The sequence below is a fragment of the Streptomyces mangrovi genome, from assembly GCF_900114215.1.
Lineage (GTDB): Bacteria > Actinomycetota > Actinomycetes > Streptomycetales > Streptomycetaceae > Streptomyces > Streptomyces barkulensis.
Genome location: NZ_FOSG01000004.1, coordinates 89,663 through 103,393, shown reverse-complemented (window position 1 = coordinate 103,393; position 13,731 = coordinate 89,663). Strand labels below are relative to the sequence as shown.

Below are 13,731 nucleotides of genomic sequence, written 5' to 3'. Positions count from 1 at the left end.
CCGGGCCCTACGCTGTCGTCGCACGCGACCCGCGGTTACCCCGGTCGGCACCGCCCGACGGTTTGACCGTTTCTTCCCGCAACGACGCGTCCGCGAGGAAAGTTGATGACCGATATAACGACCGTGGCGAGCCTGTTCGGCTCGGGCCTGGCCGTGGCCCTCACACCGGTGGCGGTGCGCCAGGCTCGTCTGATCCGCGGGCTGCGGACGCAGCTGTCCGAAGCCCGCTCCGGCAGCCGGGTGCGGGACTCCGAGCTGGCCCGGCTGGCCGGGGTGAGCCTGCCGGCGACCGTCCAGGCCGTCAGCGACCGGCAGCCGGTGCCGGACCTCCCGCCGGTCTCCGCGGAACTGGCCGGAACGCCGTTCGCCCGCCATCTCGACGACCTCCAGGAACAGGTCGTACGCGCCCTCACCGACGCCGAGGGCCGCACCGCGCAGATGACCCAGGCGACGCTGCTGTCCGTGGCCCGCACCCTCCAGGCGCTGGCCAACAAGCAGCAGATGGCCGTCACCGACATGCTCCGCAAGCACGACTCGCCCGAGGTGCTGGGCGATCTGCAGGTGGTCGACCACGCCACCGCCCAGATCCTGCGCCGCGCCCAGGCGATCACCGTGGTGTGCGGCTCGTACCCGGGCCGGCAGCACAACGCCACCCCGCTCAGCGACGTGGTGCGGGGCGCGGTCAGCCGCATCCTGGACTTCCGGCGCGTCAGGATCTTCCACGACGAGGGGGACCGCGCCGTCGTGGGACGGGCCGTGGAGGGGCTGGTGCTCGCGCTCGCCGAGCTGCTGGAGAACGCCACCCGCTACTCGCACCCGGACACCCAGGTGCTGGTGCAGTTCGAACGCGCGCACAACGGGCTGTCCGTCATCGTGGACGACAAGGGCGTGGGCCTCCAGCCGGGCGAGCGGGAGCGGGCCCAGTGCCTGCTGTCGGGGCAGGGGCCCGTCAGCGTCACCCGGCTCGGCGACCCCCCGAAGTTCGGTTTCGCCGTGATCGGCATGCTGAGCAGCCGGTACGGGTTCGAGGTGTCGGTGACCAAGTCCCCCTACAGCGGGGTGCGGGCGGTGGCGTTCCTGCCCAGCCCGCTGCTCACCGACTCGACCCCGACCCAGCCGGTGGCCTCACTCGGCTCGTCCGGCTCCCGGCCGGAGGCCGCCGCTCCCCCGCCGGCCGCCGAAACGGCCACCGAAGCGGCAGCCGGAGCGGCGGTGGGCCCGACGGGGCCGGCGGGAGCGACCACCGCGGGCGGGCTGCCCAAGCGGCGGCGCACCGCCGGCGCGCAGACGCCCTCCGTCCCCGCCCCCCGGTCCGCCGGGCAGCCGGCGTCCGGCCGCTCGCCGCGGGACTCCGCTGCCGCCCTGGGCGGCTTCGCCCGTGCCGCGCGGGCCGCCCAGCGCAACACGTCGACGTCCGGAGGGTCCGAGCCGGACGGATCTGAAGGGAACACCGAGGCATGATCTTCGACAACGAGAAGCTGGCCTGGATGCTGGGGCAGATCATGGACCAGCCCGAGGTCCACGACGCCCTGCTGGTCTCGGGGGACGGCCTGGTCCGGGCCTGCACCCCGGGCCTGGACCGGGACACCGCCGAGCAGACCGCCGCCGCGCTGGCCGGCGTCCAGGCCACCTCCAGCGCCAGCGCCCGGCTGTGCCGCTCCGCACCGGACTCCTGGGAGCAGAGCCTGACGCAGTTCCGCGACGGATACGTCATCACCATCCGGGCGGGCGACGGGAGTTTCCTGGCCGTGGGCACCTCCGGCGCGGCGGACGTGGAGGCCGTCGGCTTCCGGATGCACCAGCTGGTGGCCCAGCTCGGCGGGCAGATGACCAGCGAACCCCGCCACGACGCGGGCGGCCCGACATGACCCCCCGCCGCGTACGCACGGACCTGGTCCGGCAGTACGTCATCACCGGCGGCCGCAACCGGCCCAGCCGCAACACCCACACCCTGGAACTGGTCACCCTGGTCACCGCCACCGGTGACCGGCCGGTGGCCGAACTGGAGCCCGAACAGCACAGGATGGTCCGGCTGTGCCGGGGCGGCTATCTGTCGGTGGCCGAGGTCGCCGGTCACGTACGGCTGCCCGTGTCGGTCACCACCATCCTGCTGGCCGACCTGATCGACAGCGGCCACATGGTCGCCCGCAAGCCCCCGCCGGTGGCCCGGCCCACCGACCTCGACGTCCTGGAGAAGGTCCTGGATGGCCTCAACAACATTCTCTGACGGTGGCATCTACGTCCGCGACACCGTCCAGACCGCCGCCAAGCTCCTGGTCGTCGGGCCGTTCGGCGTCGGCAAGACCACACTGATCGGCGCGGTCAGCGAGATCGAGCCGCTGCGGACCGAGGAGGTCATGACGCAGGCCGGCGCGCTGGTGGACGACCTCAGGGGCGTGGAGGACAAGAGGACCACCACCGTCGCGATGGACTTCGGCCGTCTCACCCTCTCCCCCGAGCTGGTGCTGTACCTGTTCGGCGCGCCCGGCCAGCAGCGCTTCATGCGGGTGGCTCCGGTGTGGCGGCAGCTGGCCCTCGGCGCCTACGGGGCCCTGGTGCTGGCCGACACCCGGCACCTGGACGCCTCCTTCGACGCGATGGAGACGGTGGAGGGGCACGGCCTGCCGTACGCGGTCGCCCTCAACTCCTTCCCCGACTCCCCGCGCTTCCCCGAGGAGGAACTGCGAGAGGCCCTCGATCTGCGGCCCGAGACCCCTTTGGTCGACTGCGACGCGCGGGACCGCGCCTCCGCCGCACGGGCGCTGATCGCCCTGGTCAAGCACGTCCGCACCCACCACCAGGAGCATGTTTCGTGACGATCCCGCCTTCCGGCCCGGGCGCGGCTCCGCCGCCGGGCTGCCCCGCCCACCGGCCCCCGGGCGCGTCCGCCGCCGGCCTGCCGCGGCTGTACGGCCCCGCCTTCGCCGCCGACCCGGACACCACCTACGCCGAGCTGCGCGCACAGGGCCCGGCGAGCTGGGTGGAGCTCGCCCCCGGCGTCCCCGCGATCGTGGTCACCGACTACGGCGCGGCCCTGGAGGTGCTGCGCAGCTCGCGGTTCAGCAAGGACGCCCGCCGCTGGACGGCCCTGAACCAGGGCCTGATCCCGATGGACAACCAGGTCGTCCCCATGATGGGTTTCCGGCCCAGTCTGCTGTTCGTCGACGGCGACCGGCACCTGCGGCTGCGCAGGACCGTCGACGACGCGCTGGCCCGCGTCGACTCCTACCGCGTGCGCGCCTTCGTGCGGCGCAGCGCGACCGCGCTGATCGGCGAGTTCGGTCCCGTCGGCTCGGCGGACCTGATCTCCCAGTACGCCGAGCGGCTCCCGGCGCTGGTGTTCACCCAGCTCTTCGGCTGCGACGACGCGCTGGCGGGCCGCATGTCCCGGGCCTGCGCGCGGATGATCGACGCCGAGCCGGCCACGGCCCAGCAGGGCAGCGAGGACCTGGCCCGCTGCCTGGGCGAGCTCGTCGCCGCCAAACGCCGCTCCCCCGGCGCCGATGTGACCTCCTGGCTGCTGCACCACCCGCTGGGGCTGTCGGACGAGGAGATGATCCACCAACTGGTGGTCCTCATCGGCGCGGGCACCGTGCCGCAGTCGGCCTGGATCTCCAGCTCCGTCATGCTGCTGCTGACCGACGACAGGTTCGCCGGCGACCTCTCCGGCGGCAGCCTGACCGTCTCCGACGCCCTCAATGAGGTGCTGTGGGAGCAGTCGCCGATGGCGAACTTCTGCTTCCACTACGCCACGAACGAGTACGACCTGCGCGACGACTCCGGCGCCGGGCTGCTGATCCCGCCGGGTGTCCCGGTGCTCGTCAGCCACGCGGCGGCCAACACCCAACAGCCGCGCGACGGCGGCGGCCGACGGCCGGCCAACCACGCCCATCTGGCGTTCGGCGCGGGGCCGCACGTGTGCCCCGCCCAGGGCATCTCCCAGATCATCACCGACGTGGCCATCGAGACGCTGCTGGACGTGCTGCCCGACGTGGCGCTGGCCGTCCCGGCGTCCGAACTGACCTGGCGGCCGGGCCCCTTCCACCGCAGCCTGTCGGCGCTTCCGGTGGCCTTCCCGGCGCTCCCCGCGCCCGACTCCGTACCCGAAGCCGTCTCCGTATCCGGTCCCGTTCCCGGCTCCGGGTACGAATCCGTGCCCGCGCGCACTTCCGCACCGTCCGACACGACCTCCGGAGGCCAGCCTTGGAATCCCCCGACATCCCCGTCCTCGACCCCACAGGCCGAGACCTCCACGGCGAGGCGGCCCGGCTCCGCGCCCGGGGGCCGGCGACGCAGGTGGAGCTTCCCGGTGGGGTGGTCGCGTGGTCGGTGACCGGGCACGAGTACATCAAGCGGCTGGCCGGCGACCGGCGCGTCTCCCGTGACCCGAGACAACACTGGCCGGAGCTGGAGCGAATACCCCAGGACTGGTCGCTGAACGTGTGGGTGCGGGTGGTCAGCGCCTTCACCAGCTACGGCGCCGAGCACCGCCGGCTGCGCAACATGATCGCCCCCTCCTTCACGCCCCGCCGCACCGAGGCGCTGCGCCCCCGCGTCCAGGAGATCGTCGACGGGCTGATCACCTCCCTGGAGGCCGCCGATCCGGGCGAGGCGGTCGATCTGCGCGCGAAGTTCGCCTACATCATCCCCAACGAGGTGATCTGCGAACTGTTCGGCGTCCCCACCGACATGCGCGCCTGGACCCGCCGGGTCATGGACGCCGTCCTGAACACCGGCGCCTCCCCCCAGGAGGCGCGGGCGGCCTACGCCGAGATGTGGGCCTGCATGCGCGCGCTCGCGGACGTCAAGCGCGTCCGGCCGGGCGACGACATGACCACCGAGCTGATCGCCGCCCGCGACGGTGACTTCGCCTTCGACGAGGACCAGTTGATCAGCACCCTCGTGCTGATGATCGGCGCGGGCAGCGAGACGGCCGTCAATCTGATCGCCAAGGCCGTCCACGCCCTGATCACCCGGCCCGGCCAGCTCGCCCTGGTACGGGAGGGGAAGGCGAGCTGGGACGACGTGATCGAGGAGACGCTGCGCGTCGAGGGCCCGATCATGCACATGCCCCTGCGCTACGCGGTGGAGGACATCGACCTCGACGGCGTGCGGATCCGCAAGGGCGAGCCCATCATCCTCGGCTTCGGCGCCGCGGGCCGCGATCCCGCCCTCCACGGCGAGGCCGCCGACGCCTTCGATCTGACCCGCACCGAGCGGGAGCACCTGGCGTTCGGCTACGGCGTCCACTTCTGCCTGGGCGCGCCCCTGGCCCGTATGGAGGCGGCCATCGCCCTCCCCGCCCTCTTCGAGCGTTTCCCCGACATCCGGCCGGCCGCCGGGGTGGACGGGCCCGTGCCCCAGGCGTCGTTCATCGCCAACGGCCACCAGTCCCTGCCGGTCCACCTCAAGCCCGTCGCCTGAAGCCGCCGGAACCGTCGCGTGCCGGTGGGCCGCCGGGCTCCGTGCCCGGCGGCCCACCGGTGTCAGCGGCCGAAGCCGCCGTCGGAGGTGATGACCTGGCCGGTGATCCAGGCCGCCTCGTCGGTGGCGAGCCAGGCGACCAGCCGGGCCGGGTCGTCCGGCCGTCCCCAGCGCCCGCCGGGAAAGAGGGCGGCGACGGAGGCGTGGGTGCCGCCGGTGGCGTAGCCGGTGTCCACCGGGCCGGGGTTGACCGTGTTGACGGTGACGCCCCGGCGGGCCAGGGCGGTCGCCAGGCTCCGGGTGACGGAGGCCAGCGCCCCCTTGGCCAGCGCGTAGGCCATCTCGCCCGGCATGCCGGCGCCCTCGTCCTGGCCGGAGGTCGTCATCACCACCCGGCCGCCGCCCCACCCCTCGCCGCGGATGCGCGCATACGCCTGGACCAGCAGCACCGTGGAGCGGGTGTTCACCGCCCAGTGGGCGTCCAGCATGCCGGCGTCGATCTCGTCGAGGGTGCCGTCGCGGCCGTTGAGGGCGTGGTTGGCGACCAGGATGTCCAGCCGTCCGCCGAGGGCCTCGGCGGCGGCGCCGACGACTTCCGCCGGGGCGCCGGGGGCGGTGAGGTCGCCGGGGCCGTGGGTGACGGTCGCGCCGTCGGCCGCGAGCGTCCGCAGATCCGCGGCGAGCGCTCCGGGGCCCTCCGGGTCCGCTCCCCAGGGCTGCTCGGCGTCGTGGGGGGTGTGGTGGTGGAGGTGGACGCTCGCGCCGTACGCCACCAGCCGGCGGGCGATCGCGTAGCCGATCCCGGCCCGGCGGGAGGCGCCGGTGACCAGGGCGGTACGGCCGAGCAGAGGCAGGGGGTCGCGGCGGGGAGCGCCGGAGGCCGTGCCGGGTTTCGTGCCGGGGGTCGCGTCGGGGGTCGTATCGGGGGGCATGGTCCGTCATCCTCGCGGCGTGCCGCGCCGGCCGTCACCCGGTTTTCGGCACCCGGTGGCGGACGGCGGAGCCGGAGCGGGTCTTGACCACCTCCAGCTGCGCCGGGATGCGCCGGCGCAGATCGGCGACGTGGCTGACGATGCCGACGCTGCGGTCGCGTTCGCGCAGGGAGTCCAGGACGTCCAGCACCTCGTCGAGGGTCTGGTCGTCCAGACTGCCGAATCCCTCGTCGATGAAGAGGGTGTCCAGACGCAGTCCGCCCGCCTCCTCGCAGACCACGTCGGCCAGACCGAGGGCGAGGGCGAGGGAGGCGAAGAAGGACTCGCCGCCGGAGAGGGTGGCGGTGTCGCGCTCGTTGCCCGTCCAGGCGTCGATCACGTGCAGGCCGAGCCCGGAACGGCCTCGGCCGGAGGTGCGCGCGTCGGAGTGGACGAGGGTGTAGCGGCCCGCGGACATGTGCGCCAGGCGTGCGCTGGCCGCGGCGGCGACCTGTTCCAGACGGGCGGCCAGCACATAGGACTCCAGCCGCATCCGGTGCTCGTTCTCCGCCGACGTGCCGGCGGTGAGGGCCGCCAGCCGGGCGACGCGGTCGTACTCCTCGCGCAGCGGGGCGAGTTCCCGGGCGTCGGCCAGGGCGCGGGCGGAGAGCCGGCCGAGCTGCTCGCAGCGGGTGCGGGCCTCGGCGTGGGCGGCGGAGGCGTCGTTCAGCCGTGCCACGGCCGCCACCGACGCGGCCTCGGCCCCGGCCGCTCCGGTCGGTTCGGTCGGTTCGGCGCCGGCCGGTTCGAGGTCCTCGGGTGTGAGGTCCGCCAGTTCGGGGGCGGCCAGCTCCGCCGCGACGGCCACCTCCTCGGCCTGCCACTCGTCGATGCGGCGCTGCAGCAGGCGCTGCTCGTCGCCGGTGAGCCGGGCGTCCGCGGCTGCCCGAGGGGTGTCGAACCCGGCGCGCCAGACGGCGTCCGCGAGCCGGGCGTCGGCCTCCTTCAGCCGCAGCGCGGCGGCCCCGGCGGCGGCCGCGGCCTCGGCGGCGCCGGCCAGCCGCCGTGCCTGGCGCTCCAGTTCGGCCGCCCGGTGGGCGACGGAGGGGGCCTCGCCCCGGGCTCGGGCCACCTGCTCGGCCAGCTCGTCCCGCTCCCCCAGCAGCGCCTCACGCCGGGAGACGCGGGAGGCGGTGCGCCGTTCGGCCTCCCGCCGGACGGCCAGGCGGGCGTCGTGCTCGCGGACGGCGCGCTCCAGGGCGGCGCGGGCGTCCTGCGCGCCGGAGGCCGCCAGCCGGGCGTCGGCGTGGTCGTCCTCCAGCGCGGCGACCTGCTCGGCGAGTCCGGCCGCGGGCGTCCCGCCCGCCTCCTCGTCCGCCGCGGCCAGCCGGTCGCGTATGGACTCCAGCCGCTGCTCGGCCCGCCGCCGCAGGTCCTCCGCCCGCTGGTAGCCGGCCAGGGCGCTCTCCTCGGCGTCCCGGTCCGCGTGCCCGGTCCCGGGGCGGGCCGGGGCGGGGTGTTCGCGGGAGCCGCACACCGTGCACGGCTCGCCCTCCTCCAGCCCGGCGGCGAGCTCGGCCGCGATGCCGCGCAGGCGCCGCTCCTTGACCTCCAGCCAGTGCTCCTTGGCGGTCAGGGCCCGCCCGAGGGCGGCCGACAGCTCGGCGCCGGCCGCTTCCCGCTCGGCGGTGAGGGTGTCGCGGCGGCGGGCGGCGTCCAGGGTGCGCCGCAGGCCGTCCAGTCGCCGGGCGAGCCGCTCTGCGCGGGGCGCGGCCTCCGCGGCGGCGTCCACGTTCCGCTGGTGGGCGGCGCGGGTGGCCTCCCACCCCTCCAGCCACTGCTCCGCCTCGCGCAGTGCTTCCTCGTCCGAATCCGACTCCCGCTCCAGCAGGGCGAGTTCGGTGTTGAGCCGGGCGACGCGCTCCTCGGCGCGCCGGGCGGCCTCCAGTGCGCCCAGCTCCCGGCGGGTGGCGCGTTCCAGCTCCGCCAGGTGCTCGGCCGGGGCCTGGGCCGCCTCGCCGGGCAGTCCGGCGCGGGCCCGTTCCTCGGCGTACGCGGTACGGCGGCTCTCGGCCTCGGCCTCCTCCCGCAGGGCGAGGGCGGGGGCGACGGTGTCGGCGGCGCGGGCCCGCTCCAGCCGGGCGCGGTCGGCGCGGTGCTCCTCCTCCCGCGCGGCCAGTTCCCCGGCGCGCCGCCGGGCCCGCGCGTACCGCCCGCGCCGCCGTTCCAGCTCGCGCGCCTCGTCCAGCCTCCGCCGGGCGTCGGTGTGGGCCTCTTCGGCCAGGCGCAGGGCCGAGGCGGCGGCGTCCAGCCGTTCGCGGGCCAGGGCGCGGACGGGCGCGGCCCACCCGAGTACGGCGTCGGCCAGGCCGAGGTCGCCGGGGGAGAGACCGGCAAAGGGGTCGCCGTCTGCTCCGGTGCCCGGCTCGGCGCCCGGTTCGGTGGCGCCCCCCGCCGCCTGCCGCATGCGGTGGGCCAGGGCGAGCAGCCGCTCGTCGCCGTCGCGCACCCGGCGCTGCGCGGCGGTGCGCAGCTCGGCCAGGTGCTGTTCGACGGCGGCGAAGCGGTGGGTGTCGAACAGGCGGCCCAGCAGTTTCGCGCGCTCCTCCGCGCCGGCCCGCAGAAAGCGCGCGAAGTCGCCCTGCGGCAGCAGCACCACCTGGCAGAACTGCTCGCGGCTCATACCCAGCAGCTGGGCCAGTTCCTCGCCGATCTCCTGGTGGGAGCGGCTGAGCGCCTTCCAGGTGCCGGCCACGGCGTCGTACTCGCGCAGCCAGGACTGGGCCTTGTCGGTGGTCATGCCGGTGCCGCGCTTCTTGGGGCGCCGCTGCTCGGGCTGCCGGGTGATCTCCAGCCGCCGCCCGCCGACGGTCAGGTCCAGGACCACCTCGGTGCGGGTGCCGGGGTCGGCGTGGTCGCTGCGCAGCCTGGCGGGGCCGAAGGACTGGCGGGCGCCGGGCACCCCGCCGTACAGGGCGTAGCAGACGGCGTCCAGCACGGAGGTCTTGCCCGCGCCGGTGGGTCCGTGCAGCAGGAACAGCCCGGCGGCGGACAGTTCGTCGAAGTCGACCTCCTGGGTGTCGCCGAAGGGGCCGAAGGCGGTGACGGCGAGCCGGTGCAGTCTCATCGGGGCGCCTCCGTGCGGGCCGCGTCGGCGCGTACGGCGTCCAGGGCCGCGCCCAGCAGGGCCCGTTCGTCTCCGTCGGGTTCCGCTCCGCCGCGGACGTGGGCGACGAAGTCCTCGGCGATCTCCTGGTCGGTGCGGTCGCGCAGCCGGCGTCCGTAGGAGGCGAGGGGGCCCTGCTCGGCGCGCTCGGGGTCGAAGACGAGGGTGAGGACGTGGGGGAAGCGGGCGGCGAGCCGGGCCATCGGCTCGCGCGGGCGGACGGGGTCGGTGAGGGTGGCCTCGACCCAGGCCTGCTCGTGGCGCTCCAGCGCGGGGTCGGCGAGCAGTTCCTCCAGTCTCCCGCGGACACGCGCCAGTGGGCGCGGCACCGGGCAGTCGATCCGCTCGGCCGCCACCTCCCCGTGCGGCCCGAGGTCGACCAGCCACACCGACTTGCGGTGGTGGGTCTCGGAGAAGGAGTAGGCAAGTGGCGATCCGGAGTAGCGGATCCGCTCGGTCAGCGTCTGACAGCCGTGGAGGTGGCCCAGCGCCGCGTAGTCGGCGCCCCCGAAGACGGAGGCCGGGACGGAGGCGACACCGCCCACGGTGATGTCGCGCTCGCTGTCGGAGGGCTCGCCCCCGGTGACGAAGGCGTGGGCGAGGACGACCGAGCGGGTCCCGGCGGGGCGGGCGGCCAGGTCGGCGCGCACCCGGTCCATGGCGGCGCCCAGCACCGCCGCGTGCCCGGCCCGCTCCACCCCGAAGTGGTCCTTGACCAGGGCCGGCTCCAGGTAGGGCAGACCGTAGAACGCCACCTCGCCGTGGGCGTCGGACAGCAGGACGGGGGTGGCGCAGCCGGCGGGGTCGGTGCGCAGATGGATGCCCGCCCGCTCGATGAGCCCGGCGGCCACCCCCAGCCGGCGGGCCGAGTCGTGGTTGCCGGAGATCATGACCGTCGGCACGCCGAGGTCCGCCAGGCGGTGCAGGGTGTCGTCGAAGAGTTCGACGGCGGCCAGCGGCGGCACCGCCCGGTCGTAGACGTCCCCGGCGACGAGGACGGCGTCGACGCGCTCGGTGCGCGCCACCTCCACCAGGTGGTCGACGAATGCCTCCTGCGCGGACAGCAGGCCCACCCGGTGGAAGCTCCGGCCCAGGTGCCAGTCGGAGGTGTGCAGCAGTCTCAAGATCCGGCTCCGCCCCGCAACGTCTGTCCCTCTCCTCGCCCCCCGTCGGCCGCCCTCCGGATTCTCGCACGATCCGTTCGGCGAAATGCCCCGGACGGGCGAATCGGGCGGCTCGGGGCGCCCGGCGGCCGGACGGCCGGCGGACCGCACCCGGCTCGCGGCGCCGGGGAGCCCGCGGGGGCCGCCTGCCATGATGCTCCTTCGCGCTTGTTTGTGTGCTTGTGTGCTTGCGTGCTTCGAGTGGGGATCCGAGTTGGGGGGAGAGACGGTGAGCCGGTTCCGTTACGCGGTGGGGGAGTTGGCGGCGGCGCAGAAGTCGGCCAAGGGGGTGTCGCTGTACTCGCGGTACGTCAACCGGCCCGCCGGCCGGTTACTGGCCGCCGCGGCCTACGGCACGCGGATGTCGCCCAACCAGGTCACGGCGGTCAGCGCGGTGTTCACGTTCACGGGGGTGGCGCTGATCGCCGTGCTGCCGCCCTCGCACGGTCTGGCGCTGGGGGTGTTCGCCGCACTGGTGACCGGCTTCGCGCTGGACTCGGCCGACGGGCAGCTCGCCCGGCTGACGCGGCGGGGCAGCCCGGCCGGGGAGTGGCTGGACCATGTGGTGGACTGCGCGAAGATGCTCGCGCTCCACACGGCGGTGCTCATCTGTTTCCACCGCCACTTCGGATTCTCCGACCCGGTGTACCTGCTCATCCCGCTCGCCTTCCAGTTCGCCGCCGTGACGGTCTTCTTCGGCGGCGTCCTCACCGAGCAGCTGAAGCGGAACGCGGCAGGCTCCGGGGCGGGGGCGCCCGCGGCCTCCGCGCCCTCCGCGCTCCGCTCGGTGGCGCTGCTGCCGGTGGACTACGGGCTGCTGTGCGCGGTGTTCCTCTTCCTGGGCAGCCGCGAGCTGTTCCTGGTGCTGTACTGCTCGCTGCTCGCCGCCCATCTGCTGTTCCTGCCGGCGTTCCTGGCGAAGTGGTACCGCGAGCTGTCCGCCCCCGCCCGCTGACCGGCCGGCCTGTCCTGTCCTCCCGCCGCCCCGGGCCGGGGCGGCGGGAGGACCGCGTGGAGGACGGCGGTGCGCCGCGCGGCGGGCTCAGGCCGACTCGACCAGTCCGTCGAGTGCCCGCCTCAGCAGCGTGCTGGAGGTGTGGACGGTGTAGGGGAAGTACACGACCTCGACCCCGACGCCGGCGAAGTCGCGCTCCAGCTTCTCCCCCTTCTCCGTGCCCTGCCAGTCGTCGCCCTTGAAGATGACGTCGAAGCGCACCTGCCGCCAGGTCTCCAGCTTGTCGGGCACCGTCTCCACGAACGCCGCGTCCACGAAGCGGATGCTGCGTACGATCTCCAGCCGCTCGGTGAGCGGCACGACCGGCGATCTGCCCTTGGCCTGCCGGGCCATCTCGTCGGACACCAACCCGGCCACCAGGTAGTCGCAGCGGCTCCTGGCGTGCCGCAGGATGTTCAGGTGCCCGATGTGGAACAAGTCGTACACCCCGGGCGCGTAGCCCACTCGGTGCGTCATCCGCTCTCCTCGGCTCCTCGGCGTGCGGTCGGGTCAGCTGCCGGCTGTCACATACACGGGGCCGTTGCGTCCCGAGAGGTTGGTGCCGTCGGTGACCTCCAGCGAGTAGCGGTGGGTGGCGCCGGGCTCCACGGTGTCGGTGTAGCCCATCATGGGCCGGTCCCAGTAGCGGGAGTCCTGCTCGATGGAGGTCAGGTAGACGCCGTCCCGGTAGAGCAGGTAGGTCAAGTTCCCGTCGTCACGGTCCCAGGAGGCCTTCCAGCCGAGCTCGATCTTCCCTCTGTCGCCGGTGGCGCCGCTCATCAGCGGTACCTGGGGCGCTCCGGTGTCCGGTCCGGCCGCGAAGCGGGTCAGTCCCTGCTGCGGTTTCTCGTTGACGGTGGTGAACTCTCCGCCCGTCCACAGGATTTCGTCGGCCATGACCATGGCGCGCGGGCCGATCTGCTCGCCGATGCCGTCGTTGGTGTCGGGGAACCACGGCAGGATCGTCTCGTCGGAGATCGACTGGGCCAGCAGGTGCTGGCGGTTTCGGTGCTCGGGGAAGCCGCCGGGGGTGTCGCCGCAGTTGTGCGCGTGCGAGCCGCTGTAGAGCACGCCCCGGTGGGGCACCACGGCCTGGGTGGCGCCCAGGCAGGTGTCCTTCCACAGCATCGCCCCGTCCGAGAGCCGTCCGGCCGCACGGCCGTCGAAGACCCCGCCGCCGGTGCCCTCGGCGCCCAGATAGAAGTTGGTGCCGTCGTTGACCAGGGATTTCACCGCCGACTTGCGCGGGATCCAGCCGGTGAAGCGGTCGGTGATCCGCCCGGTGGCCGCGTCCAGGCCGACCAGCGCGTGCACGCTGTTCAGGAGGCTGCCGTTGATGGAGGTGAAGCGGCCGCCGATGATGACCTTGTTCAGGTGGGGGACGGCGGTGATGGCGTTGATGCCCGGGATGGGGTCGTTGGAGATCGACGATCCGCGGACGGTGACGTCGAAGGGCAGCAGGGTGCTGTCGGGGGCCAGGGCCGCGACGCGTTCGCGGGTCCGCCCCTGGACGGTGGTGAACTGGCCGCCGATGTAGACGGTGTCGTCGGTGACGTCGATGGCCCGCACGGTCGAGGAGACCACCGGCTTCCAGTCGGAGCCGATGGTGCAGTCGCCGGTGTTCAGGGCGGCGGTGTTGGAGCGTCCCACTCCCCCGGCGCTGCCGAAGGAGCCGCCGATGTAGAGCAGCGAGCCGTCGGGGGACGGTTTCAGGGCCCGCACGGTTTCCACGCCTCCGGTGAACTCCGGTGCGCACGGGAGGGGCTCACCGGTCACCGCGTCGAAGGCGGCGAAGTTCTTCCGCGGCAGTTCGCCGGCGCCGGGCGCGGCCCCGGGCGGGCGGATGTGCTCGAAGGAGCCCCCCACGTAGACGACGCCCCGTGCGTAGGCCAGGGCCCAGACGACGCCGTCGGTCTGCCAGGTCTCCAGCGGATCGGCGGTCAGGGTGGTCTCGCCGGCGGCCTGGGCCGGCCCGGCCCCTAACGCCGTGGACGACAGGCCGAGTACAGCGGCGGCGAGCAGGGTCGTGACGGTTCTTCTTCTGCGCATGGATTCCCCCCTGGAAACGCATGA

General features: G+C 74.3%; 12 protein-coding genes. 7 read left to right on the top strand and 5 right to left on the bottom strand.

Going from position 1 to position 13,731, the window contains the following annotated elements:
* The first annotated feature begins 105 nt into the window (after positions 1–105).
* Genes BM237_RS07000 through BM237_RS06975 form a run of 6 tightly spaced genes read left to right on the top strand, consistent with a single transcriptional unit; the run spans position 106 to position 5,424 of the window.
* Positions 106–1,461: an ATP-binding protein gene (locus BM237_RS07000; protein ID WP_175540913.1), complete on the top strand. Its 1,356-nt coding sequence runs from the start codon at positions 106–108 to the stop codon at positions 1,459–1,461.
* Positions 1,458–1,868 (top strand): roadblock/LC7 domain-containing protein, encoded by a 411-nt coding sequence (locus tag BM237_RS06995; protein WP_093848653.1) that lies wholly within the window; start codon positions 1,458–1,460, stop codon positions 1,866–1,868. The genes BM237_RS07000 and BM237_RS06995 overlap by 4 nt, the downstream gene beginning before the upstream one ends.
* Positions 1,865–2,227, top strand: coding sequence for a DUF742 domain-containing protein (locus BM237_RS06990; RefSeq protein ID WP_093848652.1), 363 nt, complete (start codon positions 1,865–1,867; stop codon positions 2,225–2,227). Before BM237_RS06995 ends, BM237_RS06990 begins: the two co-directional genes overlap by 4 nt.
* Positions 2,205–2,816 carry a GTP-binding protein gene (locus tag BM237_RS06985; protein WP_093848651.1) on the top strand — a complete coding sequence of 204 codons (612 nt, stop codon included), beginning with the start codon at positions 2,205–2,207 and terminating at the stop codon, positions 2,814–2,816. The genes BM237_RS06990 and BM237_RS06985 overlap by 23 nt, the downstream gene beginning before the upstream one ends.
* The gene (locus BM237_RS29735) at positions 2,813–4,333 is read left to right on the top strand and encodes a cytochrome P450 (protein ID WP_245793458.1); all 1,521 of its coding nucleotides are present in this window, start codon (positions 2,813–2,815) and stop codon (positions 4,331–4,333) included. Before BM237_RS06985 ends, BM237_RS29735 begins: the two co-directional genes overlap by 4 nt.
* Positions 4,330–5,424, top strand: coding sequence for a cytochrome P450 family protein (locus BM237_RS06975; protein ID WP_245793457.1), 1,095 nt, complete (start codon positions 4,330–4,332; stop codon positions 5,422–5,424). Before BM237_RS29735 ends, BM237_RS06975 begins: the two co-directional genes overlap by 4 nt.
* A gap of 62 nt (positions 5,425–5,486) precedes the next feature.
* On the opposite strand, the gene BM237_RS06970 is transcribed toward BM237_RS06975, so the two are convergent.
* The 3 genes from BM237_RS06970 to BM237_RS06960 are packed head-to-tail and all read right to left on the bottom strand — an operon-like array spanning position 5,487 to position 10,625.
* Positions 5,487–6,356: an SDR family oxidoreductase gene (locus tag BM237_RS06970; protein ID WP_093848649.1), complete on the bottom strand. Its 870-nt coding sequence runs from the start codon at positions 6,354–6,356 to the stop codon at positions 5,487–5,489.
* A gap of 34 nt (positions 6,357–6,390) precedes the next feature.
* Entirely contained in the window at positions 6,391–9,462 is a 3,072-nt protein-coding gene (locus tag BM237_RS06965) for an AAA family ATPase (protein WP_093848648.1), read from the bottom strand.
* The gene (locus tag BM237_RS06960) at positions 9,459–10,625 is read right to left on the bottom strand and encodes an exonuclease SbcCD subunit D (protein WP_093848647.1); all 1,167 of its coding nucleotides are present in this window, start codon (positions 10,623–10,625) and stop codon (positions 9,459–9,461) included. The genes BM237_RS06965 and BM237_RS06960 overlap by 4 nt, the downstream gene beginning before the upstream one ends.
* 268 nt (positions 10,626–10,893) lie before the next feature.
* Between BM237_RS06960 and BM237_RS06955 the strand changes: the two genes are divergently transcribed.
* Complete coding sequence (locus tag BM237_RS06955; protein WP_245793456.1) at positions 10,894–11,619, top strand: CDP-alcohol phosphatidyltransferase family protein; 726 nt, start codon at positions 10,894–10,896, stop codon at positions 11,617–11,619.
* 87 nt (positions 11,620–11,706) lie between these two features.
* On the opposite strand, the gene BM237_RS06950 is transcribed toward BM237_RS06955, so the two are convergent.
* Entirely contained in the window at positions 11,707–12,135 is a 429-nt protein-coding gene (locus BM237_RS06950) for an FAD synthase family protein (protein ID WP_093848646.1), read from the bottom strand.
* A 33-nt stretch (positions 12,136–12,168) separates the two neighbouring features.
* On the bottom strand, positions 12,169–13,707 hold the full coding sequence (locus BM237_RS06945) for a hypothetical protein (protein ID WP_093848645.1): 1,539 nt from the start codon (positions 13,705–13,707) through the stop codon (positions 12,169–12,171).
* Positions 13,708–13,731 lie beyond the last annotated feature (24 nt).